Below are 21,936 nucleotides of genomic sequence, written 5' to 3'. Positions count from 1 at the left end.
CAAAGTCAAAGGGGTGAGAACGATGCAAATGACAGAAAAAGTGCAAGAAGCACTTATGCGAGCACAATCGTTGGCCATAGAAAAACAACATCAAGAAGTGGACGTTGAACACGTTTGTGTGGCGCTTCTCGAACAAGAAGATGGGCTGGCTCGGCGCATATGCGAAAAAGTGACCGTTTCCGTCGCATCGTTGTTAGATGAATGGCATAAACAGCTAAACAAAAAGCCACAAGTCATTTCAAGTTCAGAGGCAGGAAAAATATATGTAACAAGTCGTTTGCAACAATGGCTTGTGCGCGCAGAACAAGAGGCAAAACAAATGAAAGATGAATATATATCCGCTGAACATCTGTTGCTTACGCTTGTTGACGATAAAGAAGCGAAACAAATATTGTCGCGCTATGGCATTGACCGAGAAAAGCTAATGCAAACGATTATGGGAATAAGGGGGAATCAACGCGTGGTTAGTCCAAATCCAGAAGCGACATATGAAGCGTTGCAAAAATACGGTCGCGATTTAGTCGCAGAAGTGAAAGCGGGGAAAATTGATCCGGTCATCGGCCGCGATAGCGAAATTCGTCGTGTCATTCGCATTTTATCGCGCAAGACGAAAAACAATCCTGTTTTAATCGGAGAGCCGGGCGTCGGTAAAACGGCGATCGTCGAAGGGCTCGCGCAACGCATCGTCCGAAAAGACGTGCCAGAAGGATTAAAAGATAAAACGATCTTTGCACTTGATATGAGCGCACTCATTGCCGGTGCGAAGTTTCGCGGAGAATTTGAGGAACGGTTAAAAGCGGTATTAAATGAAGTAAAGAAAAGCGAAGGACGCATCATTTTATTTATTGACGAACTGCATACGATCGTCGGGGCAGGGCGGACGGATGGGGCGCTCGATGCTGGAAATATGCTAAAGCCGATGCTTGCGCGCGGAGAATTGCATTGTATCGGGGCAACGACGCTTGATGAATATCGCCAATATATTGAAAAAGACCCTGCGCTCGAACGCCGTTTCCAACAAGTGCTCGTAGAAGAGCCGACGGTCGAAGATACGATTTCGATTTTGCGCGGCTTAAAAGAGCGATTCGAAATTCATCACGGCGTGAACATTCATGACGGTGCGCTCGTTGCGGCGGCGACGTTGTCCGATCGTTACATTTCTGATCGCTTTTTGCCTGATAAAGCGATTGACCTTGTTGATGAAGCGTGCGCGATGATTCGAACGGAAATCGATTCAATGCCGACAGAGTTAGATGAAGTGATGCGAAAAATGATGCAGCTTGAAATTGAAGAAGCAGCGCTCAAAAAAGAACAAGATGAAGCGAGCAAACAACGGTTACATGCGTTATCGCAAGAGCTCGCGAATTTGCGTGAAAAAGCAAATGCGATGAAAGCGCAATGGGAAAAAGAAAAAGAAGCGATTCAACATGTGCGCGCGTTGCGTGAGCAGTTAGAAAAAGCGAAGCGCGAGTTAGAAGAAGCGGAAAACAATTACGATTTAAATAAAGCGGCAGAATTGCGCCACGGACGCATTCCGCAACTCGAAAAACAATTAAAACAGCTAGAAGAAACAGAAAAAGAGCGGCGGTTGTTGCGCGAGGAAGTAACGGAGGAAGAAATCGCGACAATCGTGTCAAAATGGACGGGCATTCCGGTGACAAAACTTGTTGAAGGTGAACGCGAAAAGTTGTTGCGGTTAACCGACATTTTACATGAGCGCGTCATCGGGCAAGACGAGGCGGTACAATTCGTGAGCGATGCAGTGTTGCGCGCACGCGCAGGCATGAAAGATCCGAATCGCCCGATCGGTTCATTTCTTTTCCTCGGTCCGACAGGTGTCGGAAAAACAGAATTGGCGAAGGCGTTAGCGGAAGCGCTTTTCGATAGCGAAGAACAGATCATTCGCATCGATATGTCGGAATATATGGAGAAACACGCAGTTTCTCGTTTAATCGGGGCGCCTCCAGGATATGTTGGCTACGAAGAAGGTGGGCAGCTGACGGAGGCGGTGCGCAGAAAGCCGTATGCGGTCATTTTGCTTGATGAAATCGAAAAAGCGCATCCCGAAGTGTTTAACATTTTACTACAAATGTTAGATGACGGTCGCATGACGGATTCGCAAGGAAGAACGGTCGATTTTAAAAATACGGTCGTCATTATGACGTCCAATATTGGCTCGCATACGTTGTTAGAAGCGGTCGATGCGCACGGAGACATAAACGAAGAAGCACGTGAACAAGTGTTGAAACAATTGCGAGCGCATTTTAGACCAGAGTTTTTAAACCGCATCGACGATATTGTATTATTTAAACCGTTGACCGTACGTGAAGTAAAAGGTATTGTCGAGAAGTTTATCAAACAATTAGAAGAACGGCTAGCGGAGCGTCATATGACAGTAACGTTGACGGACGAGGCGAAAACGTACATTGCGACACACGGGTTTGACCATGTATACGGCGTGCGCCCATTAAAACGATTCATTCAAAAACATATTGAAACGAAGCTTGCTCGTGAAATCATTGCCGGACGTATTGGAGACTACGACACCGTCACGATTGATATCGAAGGCGACGAATTGGTCGTAAAAAAAGGATAAACGGACGTATGCCGTTTATCCTTTTTTAATGATGCACAGGGTCGTTTGGAATGAGTTGTGCAATCAATAAAATGAGAACGGTTGCAATGACTGCCAACGTTGTGCCTGTTTCGAAATGGTACGCCGAGCCGATCATCGAGCTGACGACGTATGTCACCATGTTCACTAATAGAAACGTCCAGAAAAACGTCCAAAAAATACGCATGCAACTCCCTCCTTTACACTCTTTTTTATCTTAACATAAATGGCGAAGAGACGAAAACGAAAAATTGCCACGCCTAGTACACGAAAAAGAAAATCGCATACGATATATTGTACAATGATGTGCTTAAGGTGGACGATTATGACAGAGAAACAACGATTTTTCCAATTTAGCGAGCAATGGTGTGCGATCCATGTTCCAGATCGACCGAACGGATTCGGTTTACTTCTTTTAGGGGACGTCTCTCATTTTGTTGATGATAAAACGAGCTTATGGATGCAACATGTTGGAAAAAACAAGTTGTTGCACGAACTATTACAACATGGATATACGATTTTTTATTCGCATTTATACGGTGCCAATTGGGGAAGTCCAAAAGCGGTGAAACTGGCGAAACAACTCATTCATTACGTGTTGAAAACGGAAATTTTAAATGAACGTATTTACGTGTTGGCAGAAGGAATGGGGGCGCTTGTCGCCTTGCAATTAATGAACGATTTGCGCGATCACATACGCGCGATTGCGCTATTAAATCCTTGTTTATCTTTACAGGCACAACTGCAATACGAAAAAGAGCATAAGTTTTTTTATAAGCGGATGTTACGTCAATTAAAGCAAGCGTACGGAACAACGGAAGAGGAATTGGATCTCCCTCCTTATGCTCCGACTGTACCAATGAAAATTTGGCAAGTGTCAGGAGTGAATCCATATCCTCCAACGATTCATGCAAGAGCGTATGCGCAAGCGTTTGGCGTGCCTGTTTCATATCATTTGCCTGAAAAAACATATACGTTTGCGCAAGCCATTCATGCGTTTTATGAACAATATAGCGATGTATAGTCCCCATACCCATGGGGATTTTTTCTTTACCGATAGGAAAGGAAGCAAGTAAAATAAAAAATGAGACCGAAAAAGGAGTGTTGCATGTTGATGAGGCGATATACGTATTTTATTTTTGCACTACTTTTTATTTTATCTTCTTGCGCTCCTGCAAAATTATCATCGGGGAATGTACAAAAAGTTGGTTTGCTCGTTTCGGATACGATCGATGATCAAGTATGGGGGACGAAAGGGTATAAAGGTTTGCTTCGCATTCAAGCGAAGTTTGGTGCTGAAGTGTTTTATCGAGAAGGTGTGAACTCGAAAGCGGCTACAAAACAGGCGGTAAAAGAGTTTCATCAAAAAGGCGTCAAGTTAATTTTCGGGCACGGAAACGAATATGGAGAATATTTTGATGACATCGCGGAAGAATACCCGAACATACATTTTGTATTTTTTAACGGAGAGGCGAAAAAGAAAAATGTAACGAGCTTCAATTTTGCTGGGCATGCGATGGGGTTTTTTGGAGGGATGGTCGCAGGGCATATGACGAAAACGAATAAAATTGGTGTCATTGCCGCATTTGAATGGCAGCCGGAAGTAGACGGCTTTTTCGAAGGGGCGTTGTATGAAAACAAAAACGTCCATGTCGATGTGGAATATGTACAAAGTTGGGATGACATTGATACAGCTATAGCCATTGCCGAACAAATGATTGCTGAAGGGGTGGATGTCATATATCCAGCTGGCGATAAATTTAGCGTTCTAGTAATTGAAAAGATGAAAGAACACGGACTTTATGCGATTGGTTACGTAACGGATCAAGCAGATTTAGGAGAACGAACGGTACTGACGAGCACCGTTCAACATGTCGATGCGCTATATGAGCTTGTTGCGAAAAAATTTATCGATGGCGAATTAACGTCTGGAACGACATATGTCGATTTTCAAGACGGTGTCGTCGAACTCGGAACGTTTAGCCCGCTTGTCGATAAGCCTTTCCGACAAAAAATAAAAAAAGCGATTGAACGATATAAAGCAACAGGAAAATTGCCGAATGAGTAGGGGGGAGGGTGTGAATGAAAGAGGAATTAAAAAAGAAAATTGATGGTTTCTTTATCCAACTTTTTGAGGTGTTAGATGGGATAAACAACGACCAGCAAGAAGAAGAGGCTTTGCAATATGTGGAATGGATGTTGAAAAAAGCTCAATTGCGCTATAAAGAAAAAAACAAAAAGCATAATTTCCCCATTCTATATCGTCGAATTTACTGGGCGCACTTAGGAGTCAATGTTGGACATGAAGAAGACAAGCATCGTCCTGTTTTAATTATTCGCTCAGAAAAAAATTCTCCGTTATGTGCGGTCGTTCCTTTAACGACGCAAAGGCTGAATGATGGATTTTGGTATCATATTGATTTAGAAGGGTTAAACAACACCGCTTTAGTGGAACATTTCCGTGTCATTTCAAAAGATCGAATCGATCGCCCATTGCGTAAAAGAGGAGATTTTGCAACAGTCTCAAATAAAGACATGGATAAAATTTTAACAGAGATTAAACGACTTTATACTACTTCCCCTGCTTTGAGAAAGTAATCGTACATAGATGAAAACTTGACATACATGTTACAAAACCATTATAATGAGAATACATTACATGTTCGTAACGGTTTGTTACGTGTATCATTACGCATTCCGAGAGACAGCCTAGTTCGGTTGTCTCTCGTTTTTTATTCCCCCATTATTTAGAAAAAATGCTTATGCAAATATTTAACGAATGTGCATATACTATATATACATTACGCAATCCGCAGTTTAACGCTGCGTATATGATGACGCATGCGGGCTTGAAAATAAGCCCGCATTTTTTTATTGCATGAAACGAAAAAAGAAAGTAAAATTAGTACCAAGTAATAAAGTTTGATAATAAAAGGAGACGATATTTCCGTGAGTGCAGGAATTATTGGAATTGGACGATATTTGCCGGAACGTATTGTGACGAATAAAGAATTAGAACAACGAATGGATACGTCCGATGAATGGATTCGGACGCGCACAGGCATTGAAGAGCGGCGCATTGCTTCAGAAGATATCGATACGTCCGATATGGCTTACATGGCAGCAAAGCGGGCGCTTGATGATGCAGGCATTTCTCCTGAACAAATTGATTTCATTTTAGTGGCGACGGTGACGCCAGATCGCGCCTTTCCATCTGTCGCATGCATGTTGCAAGAAAAGCTCGGGGCGGTGCATGCAGCGGCACTTGACGTGAGCGCGGCATGTGCAGGGTTTATGTATGCGATGGTAACCGCGAAACAATTTATTGAAACGAATACGTACAAATACGTGCTTGTCGTGGGGGTAGAAAAGTTATCAAAAATCGTCGATTGGAGCGATCGAAATACAGCGGTGTTGTTTGGAGACGGCGCAGGAGCAGTTGTCATGGGGAAAGTTGCAGAAGGGCGCGGCATCGTATCGTTTGAACTTGGGGCAGACGGTACGGGGGGAAAATATTTATATCAAGACGACCATATTGTCATGAACGGCCGGGAAGTGTTTAAGTTTGCGGTGCGCCAAATGGGCGAGTCATGCATTCGTGTGCTAGAAAAAGCAGGATTGACGAAAGCGGACGTTGATTTTTTAATTCCGCATCAGGCGAACATTCGCATTATGGAGGCGGCGCGCGAACGGCTCGAACTTCCTGTTGATCGTATGTCGATTACCGTGAATAAATACGGAAATACATCCGCTGCATCCATTCCGATTTCACTTGTTGAAGAAGTGGAAGCTGGACGCATTCAAGATGATGACCTCATCATCATGGTCGGCTTTGGCGGTGGATTAACGTGGGGCGCTATTGCATTGCGCTGGGGCAAATAACGATGGTATGATGAAACAAAGGAGTGATGAGTGGTGAAAAAAAGACGAGTCGTCGTCACGGGATTAGGGGCTGTCACACCGTTAGGAAATGATGTTGAAACGACATGGAAAAACATCGTTGCTGGACAATCCGGCATCGGTCCGCTCACACGATTAAATGCGGACGATTTTCCTGCGAAAGTAGCAGCGGAAGTGAAAGATTTTCAAGTGGAACAATTTATCGATAAAAAAGAAGCGCGCAAAATGGACCGATTTACGCAATATGCGGTCGCCGCTTCCATGATGGCCGTAAAAGATGCGAATTTACAAATTACAGAGGAAAACGCGCCACGCATTGGCGTATGGATCGGTTCGGGCATCGGCGGGATGGAAACGTACGAAGAACAGCTGAAGACGTTTTTAGAAAAAGGATATCGTCGCGTCAGCCCGTTTTTTGTTCCGATGATGATTCCGGATATGGCGGCAGGGCAAGTGTCGATTATGCTTGGGGCGAAAGGAATGAACTCATGTACGGTCACCGCTTGTGCGACAGGAACGAACTCGATTGGCGATGCGTTTAAAGTCATTGAACGTGGCGATGCCGATGTGATGATTACAGGCGGAACAGAAGCGCCAATTACGCATATGGCGCTTGCAGGATTTAGCGCCGCAAAAGCGCTCTCGTTTAATCCGGACCCAAAAACAGCGTGTCGTCCGTTCGATCAACATCGCGATGGATTTATTATGGGCGAAGGGGCTGGCATTATTATTTTAGAAGAACTAGAACATGCGTTAAAACGAGGTGCGCGCATTTATGCGGAAATCGTTGGCTACGGTGCGACAGGCGATGCGTATCATATTACCGCTCCAGCACCTGGCGGGGAAGGCGGCGTGCGTGCGATGCGTCAAGCGCTCCATGATGCAAATATGCAGCCTGAGGAAATCGACTACATTAACGCGCACGGCACGAGCACAGAGTATAACGATAAATATGAAACGATGGCGATTAAAGAAGTATTTGGTGAGCACGCATACAAACTAGCCGTCAGCTCGACGAAATCGATGACGGGACATTTGCTTGGTGCAGCGGGTGCAATCGAAGCCATTTTCTCCGTTTTATCGATTCACGATGGCGTCATTCCGCCAACGATTAATTACGAAACACCAGACCCAGAATGCGACTTAGATTACGTGCCGAATGTGGCACGGAAACAAAATGTGCGTGCGGTATTAAGCAACTCGCTCGGCTTCGGTGGACATAATGCAACGATTATTTTCAAAAAATATGAAGGATGAGGTTCGCCTCATCCTTTTTCACATTTTCCTTTCGTTTATCGTACAATGCGATAACGAAGGGAGGGAATGTCATGGGAGTAATAAATACGAAAGATTGGTTTATAGATGATCGATGGCGAAAAAAAATAAAAGAAGATGTGCAACGTCACTTATTTGCGCACGGCATGGCGCGGCGCAACCAACATGATACGATGAAACAGCTCGCAGAAAAAAACGTATGGGCGTTTGTCGCAAAAAAGTTTACAGAACTCCAAAAAGAGTGGGATGGCCCAGATGTGCCTATATTTATTTTCCCTGCTGATGCTACAAACCGTTCGCTGCAACGTGAATTTGGTGGAAAATCAGGCGTCGCTTTTCGCGATCAACTATTTTTATTTTTGCTTCCTCACGTATCGAACGAACATATTTATGCCCTCCTCATTCACGAATATAACCACGTTTGTCGTTTGCATGCTGATCCGAAAGATGAGCGCGACTATACGCTTCTTGATCGGATCGTGATGGAAGGATTAGCAGAACATGCGGTGTACGAGCGGCTCGGAAGCGAATATGTCGCAACATGGACGACATATTATACAGAGGAACAACTAACGCCATGGATGAAAAAATGGATAATCCCAAACCTCTCTACTCGACCAGACGATGCTCGTTATCGTTCGCTTTTATACGGTTCTGCCTTTTATCCGCGCATGCTCGGCTATGCGGTCGGATATGCGGTTGTGAAGCAGGCGCTAGAAAAAAAGACGATGATAGAGCTACTTTCGATGAAAGCTGAAGAAATTTTTTTTACGTAACGCATCGTTTGCATGCTTGTTCATACATATAGTAGTGGACAAGGGGGACTGACGAATGCGTTTCTTTTTTTATTTGCTTGGGTTTGGGATGTCGGTCATTGGTGGAACGACGATGATTGCGTATTTAAACATTATGGCATCGCGTTCAGATTGGAAAGAATATCTCATGTTTATTAGCACAAAAGTGGAATGCTACTTCTTGCCGATCGGTTTGTTTATGACGTGGCTAAGCATTTTTTTCCCATTTCACGATGATGGTTAAATTTAGGGTGAAATGGAATAAAATGAACGACCTCTGACCATACTGTGAACAAATCGTTTGAAGTGAGGGGTTATGCATGTTATATCTTCACGATGTTTGGGTGAATTGGTTTGAAGGAGAAGAAAACGGATATAACGTTTGTCACTTTTATGAGTGGAGAAAAGATGATGCCATTGAGCTGTTAGATCAAGTGCCAGTATTGAAAGTGAGCCCACAACTGTTTCACTACTTAGAAAATAGCTTATCAGAGATTCCGAAAGCTTTGCTTGAAGATGTGTATCAAAAAGCGTACGTGCGCAAAAATCATGAGCGCATCCAGCTTGATTATTGTTTTATTGCCACAGATGGCTATGGCATCGTTGCGATTGATACGATTGGCTATCATATTCCGATTCGAAAAAGTCGGCTCATTCCACGGCAAGAACAGCTCGTTTATGAGATGATGAAAGAGCAAGATGTGCGCATATATCCGTTTCAACAAAGCGAAAAAGAATATCATATTTTATCGCCCCATCCTGCGCTCATGAGCGGATTGACGCGCAAAGAGCGGCAATTGAAGCAACTGTTATTTATGGCGCTTGATCAATTGTACGGAACGAAAAATGTTGCTGAAGTGCGCTATTGGTATACGGAGTGGGCGCCAGAAAAGTATGCATACATTCAACAAATGTCGTTTGAAGAAGCGTGGAACGGCTTGTATGAAGAAGCGAAATACGGATGGTCAGAGCGTCATGTGCATTTATGCGAACGGCTCGTGAAAGGACAACCGTTTTTTGAAAAACTGTGGGAAATGGAACAAGAGCCGAAAGTGAATTAAAAACTCAGCCCGCGTGGAGCTGAGTTTTTTATCGTCTTTTTCTTCCTAAACCGATGGCGTTTTCCATTTTCTTTAACATTTTGCTTGCGACGCGGTTTGCTTTTTCGGCACCTTCGTCTAAAATGTCATCTAGTTTCGAGCTTTCCATGAGCTCATAATATTTTTCTTGAATTGGCGTTAATGCGTCAATAATGACTTGGGCGACATCGGCTTTAAACTCCCCGTACCCTTTCCCGGCATAACGTTCTTCTAACTGTTCAATCGGTTTGTTCGCTAAAATGGAGTAAATGGTCAATAAATTGGATACGCCCGGTTTATTTTCTTTATCGTAACGAATGATGCCTTCGGAGTCCGTCACGGCACTTTTTACTTTTTTCTCGATCGTTTTTGCATCGTCAAGCAACGTAATGTACGATTTTTGGTTCGGATCAGATTTGCTCATTTTTTTCGTCGGGTCAGTGAGCGACATAATGCGGGCGCCGATTTTCGGAATGCGCGCTTCTGGGATCGTGAAAATGTCCCCGTATCGTTTATTAAACCGCTCCGCTAAATCGCGCGTGAGCTCAATGTGTTGTTTTTGATCTTCACCGACAGGGACGATGTCTGTCGAATAAAGTAAAATATCAGCTGCCATAAGCGGCGGATACGTTAACAACCCAGCGCTGACCGCTTCTTTTCCAGCCGATTTGTCTTTAAATTGCGTCATGCGCTCTAATTCACCAATGTAGGCAATGCATTGTAAAATCCAGCCCGCTTGCGCATGCGCAGGTACTTCCGATTGAATAAATAACGTCGATTTGTTTGGATCGATGCCGACCGCTAAATAAAAAGCAGCTAAACTGCGAATGTTTTTCCGAAGCGCCAGCCGATCTTGCGGAACGGTAATCGCATGTTGATCGACGATACAAAAATAGCAGTTGTAATCGTCTTGCAGTTCAACAAATTGTTTCATTGCTCCAATATAGTTGCCGAGCGTAATGACACCGCTTGGTTGAATGCCAGAAAAAATCGTCTTCATGAAATCACTCCTTTTTTTATTTTTCCAAATAAAAAAGGCTCTATCATCTTTAGGGACGATAGAACCGTGGTGCCACCCTAGTTATTGTCTTGAGACAATCACTTTGCCCATGCGTATGCATGGCGCCTTTGTAACGTAAGGCAAACGTTCAAGCCTACTTTTTTCAACTTGAATGCTCGAAAGCCCATTCCATACAACTAGCGGCTTGTTCGCACCGTCCACAAGCTCTCTGAACGCCTCGTCATATGTACTATTCTTTGTCATCGCATCGGTTTTTGAAAACATTATATGTTCTTCCATTTCGATTGTCAATTCATGTATGAAAAAATGAGCGTTGCGCATGTGACGATGAGTCCGGCAAAAAAAAGCGTCGCTCCCCATTGTTTTTTTGACGCGTCGTCGCGTTGTTCATCAGTCATGTATCGTTCAACAGGAGAACGAAACAATCGTTTAAAACTAGAGATGGTGATATCGAAAAATCCTTTTTCATATATGAAGCGAAATCCGCCAATAATAACGAGTGGTTGTGCGAGCAAAAAAGAAGTATTAATAAATGTTAACCATTTGTTTGCAGAAAAAAGTGCAATCGTTAGCGCAGCTAAAAACACGTAAACACTTGTCATGACTGTATTTTTCACCATTCCTCCACCTTTCGCACTTAATCGCTGTAAAGTATTATACTAAAAAAAGTGTAAATTTTCTATTTACAAACGAATAAAAAACAAATAAAATAGTCATCAAGCTGATTTTATCAAATTTGTGAACAAGCCTAACATTTATTTAAAATGTTAGAAAATTTAAAAAAGTTTCAAAAAAATCTTTTCAAGTATACTAATTCGTTATATAATGTCCTTGTGTTTCAAATCTTCTGATAAATCAGAAGATGGAAATAAATACAAATTAATAAAGATGAGGGGGAAACTCGCATGAAGAAAAAGTTATCGATCTTTTTCGTGCTTCTTCTCGTCGCTTCCATGGTGCTAGCAGCGTGTGGCGGCAAAAAAGAAGAAGACAAGACAGCCAATGAAGGCGAAAAGCCGGCTCAAGAAGCGCCAGCGAAAGAGCAAGTATTAAACTTGCTTGAAACATCAGAAATTCCTTCATTAGACTCTACGTTAGCAACTGACAGCGTATCATTCCGCGTCATGAACAACGTATTTGAAGGTCTATATCGTTTAGACCAAAACAACGAGCCAACGCCAGGAATGGCTGAAAGCTATGAAGTAAGCGAAGATGGAAAAGTATACACATTCAAGCTTCGCGATGCGAAATGGTCAAATGGTGAGCCTGTAACGGCAAACGATTTCGTATATGCATGGAGAAAGGCGCTTGACCCAAACACAGGTGCTGAGTATGCGTACATTATGTACGACATTAAAAACGCTGAAGAAGTAAACACAGGAAAAGTGCCTGTTGACCAATTAGGCGTGAAAGCAGTTGACGAAAAAACGTTACAAGTTGAATTGAAAAACCCAATTCCATATTTCTTAAGCTTATTAGCGTTCCCAACATTCTATCCACAAAACGAGAAATTTGTGAAAGAACAAGGGGATAAATACGGTCTTGAAGCAAACACAACTCTTTACAACGGTCCGTTCGTATTAAGCGAGTGGAAACATGAGCAAAGCTTCCAATTAAAGAAAAACGAGCAATATTGGGATGCACAAACTGTAAAACTTGAAACAATTAACTTCAACATTGTTAAAGACGTTGCGACTGGCGTAAACTTATATGAAACAAACAAAGCAGACCGCGTTGGTTTAAGCGCAGAGTTTGTTGATAAGTACAGCAGCGACAAAAACTTTAAAACAAAATCAGAGCCTGTATTGTTCTTCATCCGCATGAATCAAAAGAACGAAGTGTTGAAAAACGTCAACGCTCGTAAAGCGATCGCAATGGGCTTCGACAAAGAAGCGATGGTTGCGACAATTTTAAATAACGGTTCAAAAGCAGCGAACTATTTCGTTCCAGAAGGATTCGTTACTGGTCCAAACGGAAAAGATTTCCGTGAAGAAAACGGCGATTTAGTGAAATTTAACGCAGAAGAAGCGAAAAAATATTGGGAACAAGCGAAAAAAGAGCTTGGCAAAGACAAAGTTACGCTTGAGTTGTTAAACTACGACTCTGAAAGCGCGAAGAAAATTGGTGAGTTCTTAAAAGAGCAACTTGAAACAAACTTACCAGGTTTAACAGTTAACATTAAGCAACAACCATTTAAGCAAAAACTTGATCTTGAAAGCAAAATGCAATATGAGTTATCATTTGCTGGTTGGGGTCCAGACTATCAAGACCCAATGACATTCATCGATATGTTTGTCACAAACGGTGCTCATAACCAAACAGGTTGGTCAAATGCTGAGTACGACAAGCTTGTACAAGATGCGAAAACAACGCTTCTTTCTGACTTACAAGCTCGTTGGGATGCGATGGTAAAAGCTGAGAAAATCTTGTTAGATGAAGCAGTCATCGCGCCAATGTATCAACGTGGTGCAGCATACCTTGAGCGTGAATACGTCAAAGGTATTGTTGATCATCCATTCGGTCCAGACAACAGCTACAAGTGGGCATATATCGAGTAATCGAAAAGAAAGGAGAGTATATGTGCGACAAGCATATACTCTCCTTTTGCCTGCTAATCCGGAAAATTTCAAAAAGTTTTTAATTTTGTAAGGAGGTGTGCAATATGGCACGATATACGTTACAACGTTTTATTTACATGTTGATTACGTTGTTCATTATCGCAACGGCAACGTTCTTTTTAATGAAGCTTCTCCCAGGTTCCCCTCTCCAAAATCAAGAGAAGTTATCGCCAGAACAACAACAAATCATTTTAGAAAAATATGGATTAAATGATCCGGTGCCAGTGCAATACATTCGCTATTTAGGCAACTTAGCGAAAGGAGATTTAGGAGTTTCTTTCCAATATGACAATCGCCCAGTGACACAATTAATTAGTGATCGCATTGGTCCGTCTGCACAACTTGGTTTTCAAGCGCTTGTATTTGGAACAATTGTCGGTATTTTACTTGGTGTCATTGCTGCTGTTCGTCACAATACAGCAATTGACTATACGGCTACGATATTAGCTGTTTTAGGTATTTCCATTCCATCATTCGTATTTGGTGGATTATTACAATATTATATCGGTGTAAAATTAAAACTTCTTCCTGTAGCGTTTTGGGAAGGTTTTGAGTACACCATTATGCCAACATTAGCATTATCGGTATTCGTTATTGCAAGCATCGCTCGTTTTATGCGTACGGAAATGTTAGAAGTGCTCGGTTCAGATTACATTTTAACAGCCCGTGCGAAAGGAATTAGCGGGTTTGGGGTTATTTTTAAACACGGATTAAGAAACGCAATGATTCCAATTATTACAATTCTTGGTCCGATGGCTGTTAACTTAATGACAGGAACGTTAGTGATTGAGCAAATTTTCGCTGTCCCTGGATTAGGGGAACAGTTCGTTCGTTCGATTAACTTGAACGATTACCCTGTGATTATGGGTACGACCATTTTCTATAGTGCGTTATTTATTCTCGTTATTTTTATTGTGGACTTGCTTTACGGTTTAATTGATCCGCGAATTCGTTTAGCGGGAGGGAAAAAATGATGACTGAAAAACAACTATCTCCTGAATTGTTTGAATTAGCGACTGAACGTCAAGGTGATATGGAAAAAATTAATCGTCCAAGCTTAACGTTTTTCCAAGATGCTTGGATTCGTTTGCGCAAAAATAAAGGAGCCGTTTTCGGATTAGTGATGATTATCGTCATTACATTGATGGCCATTTTTGCGCCAATATTTAGTGACCATACGTATAAAGAACAAAATTTAAAACATGCGAAATTACCACCGCGCATTCCGGTGTTGGAAAATATAGATTGGCTTCCGTTTAACGGAAAAGATATGAACGGAATTAATGTGTACGAAAAACGTGGTGTGAAGGAATATTATTGGTTCGGAACAGACGATCTTGGACGTGACTTATGGACACGTACATGGTACGGTGCCCGCATTTCGTTATATATCGGTGTATTAGCAGCAGCGATTGACTTGTTAATCGGGATTGCATATGGTGGGATTTCCGGATTTTACGGCGGCCGTGTCGATAATGTGATGCAGCGAATTATTGAAGTGTTAGTTGGTATTCCGAACTTAATCGTTGTCATCTTATTTATTCTCGTATTTGAACCGGGAATTATTTCGATTACTGTTGCAATGGTTATTACTGGATGGGTAACGATGGCGCGTATTGTACGTGGACAAATTTTAAAATTGAAAAATATGGAATATGTTTTAGCTGCTCGTACGCTTGGTGCATCTGACTCTCGAATTATTGCGAAACATTTATTGCCAAACGTCGTTGGTCCAATCATTATTACGACGATGTTTACGATTCCGAGTGCGATTTTTACAGAGGCGTTTTTAAGCTTTATCGGACTTGGTATTCGTCCACCTCAAGCGTCGCTCGGTTCACTCGTCAACGACGGTTACAAATCGATCCAAACGTTCCCTCACTTAATGATGATTCCTGCGTTTGTGATCAGCTTGCTCATTTTAAGCTTTAACTTATTAGCAGATGGATTGCGCGATGCGCTCGATCCGAAAATGCGTAAATAACGGATGAAAGGGGTGGAATGATGGAAAAGGTACTAGAGGTAAAAGATTTGCACATTTCTTTTGACGTGTACGGTGGTGAAGTACAAGCTGTACGCGGCGTATCATTTGATTTATATAAAGGCGAGACGCTTGCGATTGTTGGGGAGTCTGGTTCAGGAAAATCGGTCACATCGAAAGCGCTTATGCGTTTGTTGCCGATGCCGCCTGCGAGAATTAAACAAGGGCAAATTTTACTAGAAGGCCGCGACCTTACAAAACTTTCAGAAAAAGAGATGCAACGTGTACGTGGTGCGGAAATTTCAATGATTTTCCAAGACCCGATGACAGCATTAAATCCAACGATGACAATCGGAAAACAAATTACAGAAGTGTTGTTAAAACATCAACAAATGTCCAAAGAGGAGGCGAAGGAGCGCGCCATTGAATTGCTTGACCTTGTTGGCATTAAAGAGCCAGCGCTTCGTTTTAAACAATATCCGCATCAATTATCAGGCGGTATGCGTCAACGGGTCGTCATTGCGATCGCGCTTGCGTGCAATCCGAAAGTGTTAATTGCCGATGAGCCGACGACAGCGTTAGACGTAACGATTCAGGCGCAAATTTTGGAACTCATTAAAGACATTCAGAAAAAGACAGGAACGTCGATTATTTTCATTACGCATGACTTAGGTGTGGTGGCAAATGTGGCGGATCGCGTCGCGGTCATGTATGCTGGAAAAATTGTTGAAAAAGGAACGGTCGATGAAATTTTCTACAATCCGAAACACCCGTATACGTGGGGATTGCTTGCATCGATGCCAAGTTTAGAACATGGGGATGAGGAATTGTACTCGATTCCGGGAACGCCTCCAGATTTATTAAATCCGCCAAAAGGTGATGCGTTTGCACCACGTAATGCATATGCGTTAAAAATCGACTATGAAATGGAACCGCCAATGTTTCAAGTGTCAGATACGCACTATGCGGCAACGTGGTTGCTTCACCCGAATGCACCGAAAGTCGAACCTCCGAAAGTCGTTCGTGAACGGATGAAAAAATTCGTTACACTAACGAACAACAAAGGAGGGAATAAGCAATGAGCGAAAAACAAAAACTCGTTGAAGTGAAAAACTTAAAACAATATTTTAAAGTCGGGAAAGGTCAAGTCGTTAAGGCGGTTGACGATGTGACGTTCGACATTTATAAAGGCGAAACGCTCGGTCTCGTTGGGGAGTCAGGATGCGGTAAGTCAACGACAGGCCGTACGATTATCGGTTTATATGAAGCAACAGATGGTGAAGTGTTGTTTAACGGGTTGAGCGTTCATCGGAAAAAGTCAGCGAAAGAAGCGAAAGAATTAAAACGGAAAATGCAAATGATTTTCCAAGACCCGTATGCGTCATTAAACCCACGTATGACGGTTGCAGATATTATTGCGGAAGGAATCGATATTCATGGGTTAGCGTCGTCGAGAGAAGAGCGTATGAATCGCGTGTACGAGCTGCTTGAGACGGTCGGATTAAACCGTGAACATGCGAACCGTTATCCGCATGAGTTTTCTGGCGGTCAGCGTCAACGGATCGGCATTGCGCGCGCGCTTGCGGTTGAGCCAGAGTTTATTATTGCCGATGAGCCAATTTCTGCGTTAGACGTATCGATTCAAGCGCAAGTCGTCAACTTAATGAAAAAGTTGCAGCGTGAAAAAGGATTAACGTATTTATTTATCGCGCACGATTTGTCGATGGTCAAATATATTAGCGACCGAATTGGCGTCATGTATTTCGGAAAAATGGTTGAACTTGCGGATGCGGAAGAGTTGTATCGCAACCCAATTCATCCATATACGAAATCGCTTCTTTCAGCGATTCCGCATCCAGACCCAGAAACAGAACGGACGCGTAAACGCATCATTTACGATCCGTCGCAACATAACTATAAAGAAGGCGAAGACGTGCGCATGCGCGAAATTACGCCAGGTCATTTCGTTTACTGCTCCGAAGCAGAGTACGAAAAATATAAAGCGATGTACAGCTAATCTCTCGAACGAGAGATTAGCTTTTTTCATTTGATGCACTAAAGTATTATATAATATTTTGATTCGTTTGACTATTTTGTTTTTAAAAAAAGCCTCGAGATTTATCTCGAAGCTTTTTTTCCGCCGACTGTTTTCCAGCCGGTTTGAATATGTTCACTCATCGATGTATGTAATCGTTTTTTTCGCCCGCCAAATATGTTTTCACCAATGCCGTTTAAAATGACGCCCATAAGTGCGGTGATGCCGATCACTAAAATGGCGACGATCGTAAAGTCGATAAAAAATTGCGCCATGCGTTTTCCCCCTTTGTTTGCCATGTCTATTTTTATTGTAGAGAAAATTTGAAATGTAAGCAATAAAAAATGAAACCATTTATATCGGACAACCGTATAATATGTTGGGCAAAATTGAAAAAAAGTGTATCTTTCTAAACTTTTTTGTTGTATAATGTACGTTGTAGAGTTTTTTAAAGTCATTTTAAAATAAGATGTGTTTTAATACAGAAAGCGAATAAAACAACCCATAAGGGAGTGATTCATATATGGTGATCGTATATTCATCGCCAAGTTGTACGTCTTGCCGAAAAGCAAAAGCGTGGTTAGAAGAACATAACATTCCGTATAAAGAGCGCAACATTTTTGCCGAGCCGTTAACGATTGAAGAAATTAAAAGCATTTTGCGGATGACCGAAAACGGAACGGACGAAATTATTTCAACGAGATCGAAAATTTTTCAAAAGTTAAACATTCAAGTCGACTCGTTGCCACTGCAAGATTTGTATGAAATTATTCGTCAACATCCAGGCTTGTTGCGCCGTCCGATCATTATGGACGAAAAGCGCCTGCAAGTTGGTTACAACGAAGATGAAATTCGCCGCTTTTTACCGAGAAAAGTGCGGACGTATCAATTGCGTCAAGCACAACAGCTTGTCAACAACAAAGGCTTAGCGTAAATGCTAAGCCTTTTATAGTAGCGGCGAAAGAAGGCGGGCGGTAGATTCCGCAATGCGCATCCAAAGCGGTCGGCGTTTGAACTGATTCATATCAATTTTTGATGAATGCTCGAAGTCGTTTATAAAATCGTTGACAAGCGTTCGTACGCTTGGCGTTTGATATAAAAACGCATTTACCTCAAAATTTAAATGAAAGCTGCGCATATCCATGTTCGCTGTGCCGATTGAAGCGAGTTCGCCGTCTACGACGATAATTTTGCTGTGCATAAATCCTTTTTCATATTCGTAAATGGTCGCTCCTGCTTCGAGTAGTTCAGGAAAATAAGAGCGAGAAGCGTAAAACACAATTTTTTTATCCGGGCGCTTCGGCACGAGAAGCCGCACATCAATACCGCTTAATGCCGCAACCTTTAACGCCGTTAAAATATCTTCATCTGGAATGAAATACGGCGAGGCGATCCAAATCGAGTGCTGTGCTGATGTAATCATTGCAAAAAATAAATGTTTAATGACTTCCCATTTCGTATCTGGTCCACCAGCGACAAGCTGAACGCCTCCGATTGCATCATCAACGGTCGGAGCGTTTAAATAGTTCAGCGTCAATAATTGTTGACCGGTCATGTAATACCAATCTTGTAAAAAAATCAGTTGCAACGTACGAACGGCTTCGCCGGAAACGAGTAAATGCGTATCGCGCCAAAAGCCGAAATATTCGTTTTTCCCTAAATATTCATCGCCAATATTTAACCCGCCAACGAAACCGACTTTCCCATCAATGACGATAATTTTACGATGATTGCGAAAGTTGATTGTATTGTTTAAAAACGGCAAACGAACAGGGGAGAATGGGATCATATCGACGCCTGCTTCGCGCATCTCATGTATGTACGTTTTCGATAGCTTCCAACTTCCGACCGCATCGTATAAAAAGCGGACGTGTACGCCTTTTTTTACCTTGTCGATTAATATTTGTTTTAGTCGTTGACCGATGTCATCGTCGCGCACGATGTAGTATTCAAGATGAATGTGGTGCTCTGCTTTTTCTAACTCCGCAAAAATAGCAGCGAACGTTTCTTCTCCGTTTGTTAACACGCGCGTTTTTGTCGCGGTTGAAATCGATTCTTTCGTCATCCGTCTCGCTAGTTGTAACAACGGCTGTTGATGCGGTTTCATATATAATTTTCGTTCATGATTCGCGTCATTTCGTTCTAGTTTGCGAAATGTTTGTTCATCAAGCAACGCCTTTTTTCGAAAAAGTCGTTTTTTGCGATAGTTTTGACCGAGTAAAAAATAAAAAATAAAGCCGATGAGTGGGAAGCTGCTAAATAAAACGAGCCATGTGAGCGTTTTCGTCGGATGGCGATTTTCTAAAAAGATGACAAATGAAATAAAAATCACTGACAATGTGACAAATAAGCTGAACGTTCCGAGCAGCCAGCCTTCCCAATAATCTTTTGTCGCTACTAAAAAGCCAATGAAAGCAAGTATAAATAGTACAACTTTTAACGCATTTCTCATTTGTTGTTCACCTGACCTTGCGAGAAAAAAGCCGATTTCAATTAGTTGAAATCGGCGTTATGAGTTTGGAAAGTGCTTTGCGATCATCGTTAGCGCTTGTTCTGCGATGACGATTTTCCCGTATTCCTCAAGGCGATGAATCGTCATTTGAGAATCTTGCCCGTATTCAAGCAATATGCTTAACATATTATCAATGTCGCGATCGGCATCTTTTTCTGTAAATTCGACGTATAAGTAGTAGTCGTTTTCAAATGCGAATAGCTTATTGTTTAATGTTGAAAAATCGCGACGATGGGCAAGAGCGATGACGTCTTCAATGTTTTTAAAGCGGATGACGAACTGGAGCGGATTATCAGGTTCTGGCGTCGACGACGATTTAATAATGTTAAAATGTTGGTCTAATATATGTTCAATTTTTTCATCGACAGGTAAGTCTTTAAATCGTTCATCGAGAATAGGCAACTCCAGTTTGCTTCCGTCTTTTGAAATTTGGGCTTTCGTGACGAACACTTCCAATCCTTTTTCAAGCGCATGCACTTGAATCCAAAGCGGTCCTTCTAAATAAATTTCCACTTCTTGATGAATTTCGTCCATCATTTCCCAAAACAATTCTTCGCTCCGCTCGCGATTGTACCAAATTTCTTCGCGATTAAAGCCACGTTCTTCAATATCTCCGTACGATATATATAGCTTCAACGTATATTCATTGATGCGTTCGATTTCCATGTCCCTCATCTCCCTTCTACGATTATCCATTCAGGAAGGGAATTTACCCCTGAGCGTTCGCCCATCATTCCACATCTTGTACTTCTATTGTATGACAAAATGTGAAAGAAGGGAAATAAAAAACGCCTAATTCAATAAATTTAGTTGTTCCCCTATTTTTTGTATTTGTTGCAGGAAAAAAGACGATTTTGGTAGAAAAAATGTGTGGAGAAAGGGGAGGTTGCATGTTTGTCGCATTATTGAAAAATGGAGAAACATGTTCGTTATTAGATGATTGGACGGTTGAACAGCTACATGTATTGCGAGCGACGCAGTCGTTTTTTTGTCCTGTTTGTTTTAGACGTGTGCAATTGAAAATTGGAAAAAAACGAATGTCGCATTTTGCGCATGAAACGAAATGTACGATTGAAACGGAGCGAGAAACATTCGCCCATTTACAAGGGAAACAACAGTTGTATGAATGGCTAATGAATGAGAACATAGAAGCGGAAGTGGAAAAGTATTTACCGCATATTCAACAACGTCCAGATGTATTTGTTCGGCATGAAAAAAAGATGTATGCAGTTGAATATCAATGTTCGGTCATTCCATCTTCTTTATTTGTAAAACGAACGAACGCATACGTCAACGCCCATATTGTCCCGATTTGGCTGCTTCATTCGTCACATATGCGGCGCTTTGGTTTGTTTTTTCAACTATCCTCATTTTCGTGGCTTTTTTTCAATTGTTACGAGATGATTCCGTTTTATTGTCCTCAACGTCGCGAAGTATCGTTTCTTCATCATCTCATTCCGCTATCAAAAACGATAACATACGGAGAATGGACGACAATTCCGCTCGATACGATGTCCTTTTCTTTTTTCCAACAAGCGCCTCAACGAAAACATGATGCCTTGTTTGATGCATGGCAAATGAAAAAGAAACAATGGCGGCTGTCTCCATTGTACTATCGAACGAATCGCGCCTTTTGTCGCATCGTGTATGAAGCGCATATGACCCCGTCGTTATTTCCGCATGAAGCAGGCATCCCCCTTCGCCATTCGTATTGGTTTGAGACGCCGCCGTTTGTTTGGCAAACGTATATGTTGCTTGAAATGATGAATATTCCGCCTCATCTGACGTTTTCGTTTCATCAATTATATGAACGAATGCAATATTTCATTCGTCAAAATTTGATTCATATTCGCCGATTGCCACTTATGACAAAAAGCCACTATTCGTACGCGCTCATGGACTATTTACATGCGCTCGTTTCGCTTCGATTGTTGAAAAAAGTAGGAAAAAGTACGTTTCAGCGCATTCGGTCATGGTCGCTTCCGCACAACATGGAAGAAGCGATTCGTGGAGATGAGCAACTATTGCGACGAATTGTAAGCAAAAAAGAGGATTTTTTCACAAAACGAGAATAATATATAAGTAAACATTTTGATGTAAGAGGTGA

Annotated in this window: 22 protein-coding genes and 1 other annotated feature; of the genes, 16 read left to right on the top strand and 6 right to left on the bottom strand. The window is 42.1% G+C overall.

What is annotated here, in order from left to right:
- The first annotated feature begins 22 nt into the window (after positions 1 to 22).
- Positions 23 to 2,596 carry an ATP-dependent chaperone ClpB gene (clpB, locus tag CS060_RS02295; protein WP_035046124.1) on the top strand — a complete coding sequence of 858 codons (2,574 nt, stop codon included), beginning with the start codon at positions 23 to 25 and terminating at the stop codon, positions 2,594 to 2,596.
- A gap of 25 nt (positions 2,597 to 2,621) precedes the next feature.
- Here the strand turns inward: clpB and CS060_RS02290 are convergent, their stop codons facing one another.
- Positions 2,622 to 2,801 (bottom strand): YjzD family protein, encoded by a 180-nt coding sequence (locus CS060_RS02290; RefSeq protein ID WP_021094754.1) that lies wholly within the window; start codon positions 2,799 to 2,801, stop codon positions 2,622 to 2,624.
- 138 nt (positions 2,802 to 2,939) lie between these two features.
- On the opposite strand from CS060_RS02290, the gene CS060_RS02285 reads away from it, so the two are divergent.
- The 8 genes from CS060_RS02285 (at position 2,940) to CS060_RS02250 (ending at position 9,644) form a co-directional block, all read left to right on the top strand.
- Positions 2,940 to 3,638, top strand: coding sequence for an alpha/beta fold hydrolase (locus CS060_RS02285; RefSeq protein ID WP_035046126.1), 699 nt, complete (start codon positions 2,940 to 2,942; stop codon positions 3,636 to 3,638).
- A gap of 84 nt (positions 3,639 to 3,722) precedes the next feature.
- Entirely contained in the window at positions 3,723 to 4,682 is a 960-nt protein-coding gene (locus CS060_RS02280) for a BMP family ABC transporter substrate-binding protein (RefSeq protein WP_099668652.1), read from the top strand.
- 14 nt (positions 4,683 to 4,696) lie between these two features.
- On the top strand, positions 4,697 to 5,212 hold the full coding sequence (locus tag CS060_RS02275; protein ID WP_035046128.1) for a type II toxin-antitoxin system PemK/MazF family toxin: 516 nt from the start codon (positions 4,697 to 4,699) through the stop codon (positions 5,210 to 5,212).
- 351 nt (positions 5,213 to 5,563) lie between these two features.
- Positions 5,564 to 6,496 carry a beta-ketoacyl-ACP synthase III gene (locus CS060_RS02270; RefSeq protein WP_035046130.1) on the top strand — a complete coding sequence of 311 codons (933 nt, stop codon included), beginning with the start codon at positions 5,564 to 5,566 and terminating at the stop codon, positions 6,494 to 6,496.
- Positions 6,497 to 6,529: 33 nt separating this feature from the next.
- A complete protein-coding gene (gene fabF / locus CS060_RS02265) occupies positions 6,530 to 7,771 on the top strand; it encodes a beta-ketoacyl-ACP synthase II (RefSeq protein ID WP_099668674.1) in 1,242 nt (413 codons plus the stop codon).
- A gap of 71 nt (positions 7,772 to 7,842) precedes the next feature.
- Positions 7,843 to 8,565 (top strand): DUF2268 domain-containing putative Zn-dependent protease, encoded by a 723-nt coding sequence (locus tag CS060_RS02260; RefSeq protein WP_099668651.1) that lies wholly within the window; start codon positions 7,843 to 7,845, stop codon positions 8,563 to 8,565.
- A gap of 55 nt (positions 8,566 to 8,620) precedes the next feature.
- Complete coding sequence (locus CS060_RS02255; protein ID WP_099668650.1) at positions 8,621 to 8,827, top strand: YuzI family membrane protein; 207 nt, start codon at positions 8,621 to 8,623, stop codon at positions 8,825 to 8,827.
- Positions 8,828 to 8,903: 76 nt separating this feature from the next.
- On the top strand, positions 8,904 to 9,644 hold the full coding sequence (locus CS060_RS02250; RefSeq protein ID WP_035046133.1) for a YjbA family protein: 741 nt from the start codon (positions 8,904 to 8,906) through the stop codon (positions 9,642 to 9,644).
- 28 nt (positions 9,645 to 9,672) lie between these two features.
- Here CS060_RS02250 and trpS read toward each other — a convergent pair whose 3' ends face one another.
- Together trpS and CS060_RS02235 are read right to left on the bottom strand one after the other, a co-directional pair.
- On the bottom strand, positions 9,673 to 10,662 hold the full coding sequence (gene trpS / locus CS060_RS02245) for a tryptophan--tRNA ligase (RefSeq protein ID WP_035046135.1): 990 nt from the start codon (positions 10,660 to 10,662) through the stop codon (positions 9,673 to 9,675).
- Between the two features lie 48 nt (positions 10,663 to 10,710).
- Positions 10,711 to 10,935 (bottom strand) — a binding site (T-box leader).
- Between the two features lie 35 nt (positions 10,936 to 10,970).
- Positions 10,971 to 11,303: a DUF3899 domain-containing protein gene (locus tag CS060_RS02235; protein ID WP_231563494.1), complete on the bottom strand. Its 333-nt coding sequence runs from the start codon at positions 11,301 to 11,303 to the stop codon at positions 10,971 to 10,973.
- Positions 11,304 to 11,588: 285 nt separating this feature from the next.
- On the opposite strand from CS060_RS02235, the gene CS060_RS02230 reads away from it, so the two are divergent.
- From CS060_RS02230 to CS060_RS02210, 5 genes are all read left to right on the top strand, one after another.
- Positions 11,589 to 13,241, top strand: coding sequence for a peptide ABC transporter substrate-binding protein (locus CS060_RS02230; protein ID WP_035046139.1), 1,653 nt, complete (start codon positions 11,589 to 11,591; stop codon positions 13,239 to 13,241).
- A gap of 104 nt (positions 13,242 to 13,345) precedes the next feature.
- Complete coding sequence (gene opp3b / locus CS060_RS02225) at positions 13,346 to 14,275, top strand: oligopeptide ABC transporter permease (RefSeq protein ID WP_035046141.1); 930 nt, start codon at positions 13,346 to 13,348, stop codon at positions 14,273 to 14,275.
- Positions 14,272 to 15,285, top strand: coding sequence for an oligopeptide ABC transporter permease (opp3C, locus tag CS060_RS02220; protein ID WP_035046143.1), 1,014 nt, complete (start codon positions 14,272 to 14,274; stop codon positions 15,283 to 15,285). Before opp3b ends, opp3C begins: the two co-directional genes overlap by 4 nt.
- A gap of 20 nt (positions 15,286 to 15,305) precedes the next feature.
- The gene (locus CS060_RS02215) at positions 15,306 to 16,364 is read left to right on the top strand and encodes an ABC transporter ATP-binding protein (protein ID WP_035046145.1); all 1,059 of its coding nucleotides are present in this window, start codon (positions 15,306 to 15,308) and stop codon (positions 16,362 to 16,364) included.
- On the top strand, positions 16,361 to 17,299 hold the full coding sequence (locus CS060_RS02210; protein ID WP_006318803.1) for an ABC transporter ATP-binding protein: 939 nt from the start codon (positions 16,361 to 16,363) through the stop codon (positions 17,297 to 17,299). The genes CS060_RS02215 and CS060_RS02210 overlap by 4 nt, the downstream gene beginning before the upstream one ends.
- A 101-nt stretch (positions 17,300 to 17,400) precedes the next feature.
- Here the strand turns inward: CS060_RS02210 and CS060_RS02205 are convergent, their stop codons facing one another.
- Entirely contained in the window at positions 17,401 to 17,592 is a 192-nt protein-coding gene (locus tag CS060_RS02205) for a hypothetical protein (protein ID WP_035019698.1), read from the bottom strand.
- A gap of 248 nt (positions 17,593 to 17,840) precedes the next feature.
- Here CS060_RS02205 and spxA point away from each other — a divergent pair, with 248 nt between their 5' ends.
- The gene (spxA, locus tag CS060_RS02200; RefSeq protein WP_006318801.1) at positions 17,841 to 18,251 is read left to right on the top strand and encodes a transcriptional regulator SpxA; all 411 of its coding nucleotides are present in this window, start codon (positions 17,841 to 17,843) and stop codon (positions 18,249 to 18,251) included.
- Positions 18,252 to 18,263: 12 nt separating this feature from the next.
- Here spxA and cls read toward each other — a convergent pair whose 3' ends face one another.
- Together cls and mecA are read right to left on the bottom strand one after the other, a co-directional pair.
- Entirely contained in the window at positions 18,264 to 19,769 is a 1,506-nt protein-coding gene (cls, locus tag CS060_RS02195) for a cardiolipin synthase (RefSeq protein WP_099668649.1), read from the bottom strand.
- Positions 19,770 to 19,826: 57 nt separating this feature from the next.
- Positions 19,827 to 20,495 carry an adaptor protein MecA gene (gene mecA / locus CS060_RS02190; RefSeq protein ID WP_035046147.1) on the bottom strand — a complete coding sequence of 223 codons (669 nt, stop codon included), beginning with the start codon at positions 20,493 to 20,495 and terminating at the stop codon, positions 19,827 to 19,829.
- A 224-nt stretch (positions 20,496 to 20,719) separates the two neighbouring features.
- On the opposite strand from mecA, the gene CS060_RS02185 reads away from it, so the two are divergent.
- The gene (locus tag CS060_RS02185; RefSeq protein ID WP_099668648.1) at positions 20,720 to 21,904 is read left to right on the top strand and encodes a competence protein CoiA; all 1,185 of its coding nucleotides are present in this window, start codon (positions 20,720 to 20,722) and stop codon (positions 21,902 to 21,904) included.
- The last annotated feature ends 32 nt before the right edge of the window (positions 21,905 to 21,936 follow it).

Origin of the sequence: Anoxybacillus flavithermus, from assembly GCF_002742685.1 — a bacterium.
Taxonomy (GTDB): domain Bacteria; phylum Bacillota; class Bacilli; order Bacillales; family Anoxybacillaceae; genus Anoxybacillus; species Anoxybacillus flavithermus_E.
This window is presented reverse-complemented; position numbering and strand designations above follow the sequence as displayed.

Excerpts from the sequence above, each read along its gene's own strand:
- clpB (WP_035046124.1), top strand. The coding sequence starts at position 23 with ATGCAAATGACAGAAAAAGTGCAAGAAGCACTTATGCGAGCACAATCG.
- CS060_RS02290 (WP_021094754.1), bottom strand. The coding sequence starts at position 2,801 with ATGCGTATTTTTTGGACGTTTTTCTGGACGTTTCTATTAGTGAACATG.
- CS060_RS02285 (WP_035046126.1), top strand. The coding sequence starts at position 2,940 with ATGACAGAGAAACAACGATTTTTCCAATTTAGCGAGCAATGGTGTGCG.
- CS060_RS02280 (WP_099668652.1), top strand. The coding sequence starts at position 3,723 with ATGTTGATGAGGCGATATACGTATTTTATTTTTGCACTACTTTTTATT.
- CS060_RS02275 (WP_035046128.1), top strand. The coding sequence starts at position 4,697 with ATGAAAGAGGAATTAAAAAAGAAAATTGATGGTTTCTTTATCCAACTT.
- CS060_RS02260 (WP_099668651.1), top strand. The coding sequence starts at position 7,843 with ATGGGAGTAATAAATACGAAAGATTGGTTTATAGATGATCGATGGCGA.
- CS060_RS02255 (WP_099668650.1), top strand. The coding sequence starts at position 8,621 with ATGCGTTTCTTTTTTTATTTGCTTGGGTTTGGGATGTCGGTCATTGGT.
- CS060_RS02250 (WP_035046133.1), top strand. The coding sequence starts at position 8,904 with ATGTTATATCTTCACGATGTTTGGGTGAATTGGTTTGAAGGAGAAGAA.
- trpS (WP_035046135.1), bottom strand. The coding sequence starts at position 10,662 with ATGAAGACGATTTTTTCTGGCATTCAACCAAGCGGTGTCATTACGCTC.
- CS060_RS02235 (WP_231563494.1), bottom strand. The coding sequence starts at position 11,303 with ATGGTGAAAAATACAGTCATGACAAGTGTTTACGTGTTTTTAGCTGCG.
- CS060_RS02230 (WP_035046139.1), top strand. The coding sequence starts at position 11,589 with ATGAAGAAAAAGTTATCGATCTTTTTCGTGCTTCTTCTCGTCGCTTCC.
- opp3b (WP_035046141.1), top strand. The coding sequence starts at position 13,346 with ATGGCACGATATACGTTACAACGTTTTATTTACATGTTGATTACGTTG.
- opp3C (WP_035046143.1), top strand. The coding sequence starts at position 14,272 with ATGATGACTGAAAAACAACTATCTCCTGAATTGTTTGAATTAGCGACT.
- CS060_RS02215 (WP_035046145.1), top strand. The coding sequence starts at position 15,306 with ATGGAAAAGGTACTAGAGGTAAAAGATTTGCACATTTCTTTTGACGTG.
- CS060_RS02210 (WP_006318803.1), top strand. The coding sequence starts at position 16,361 with ATGAGCGAAAAACAAAAACTCGTTGAAGTGAAAAACTTAAAACAATAT.
- CS060_RS02205 (WP_035019698.1), bottom strand. The coding sequence starts at position 17,592 with ATGGCGCAATTTTTTATCGACTTTACGATCGTCGCCATTTTAGTGATC.
- spxA (WP_006318801.1), top strand. The coding sequence starts at position 17,841 with ATGGTGATCGTATATTCATCGCCAAGTTGTACGTCTTGCCGAAAAGCA.
- cls (WP_099668649.1), bottom strand. The coding sequence starts at position 19,769 with ATGAGAAATGCGTTAAAAGTTGTACTATTTATACTTGCTTTCATTGGC.
- mecA (WP_035046147.1), bottom strand. The coding sequence starts at position 20,495 with ATGGAAATCGAACGCATCAATGAATATACGTTGAAGCTATATATATCG.
- CS060_RS02185 (WP_099668648.1), top strand. The coding sequence starts at position 20,720 with ATGTTTGTCGCATTATTGAAAAATGGAGAAACATGTTCGTTATTAGAT.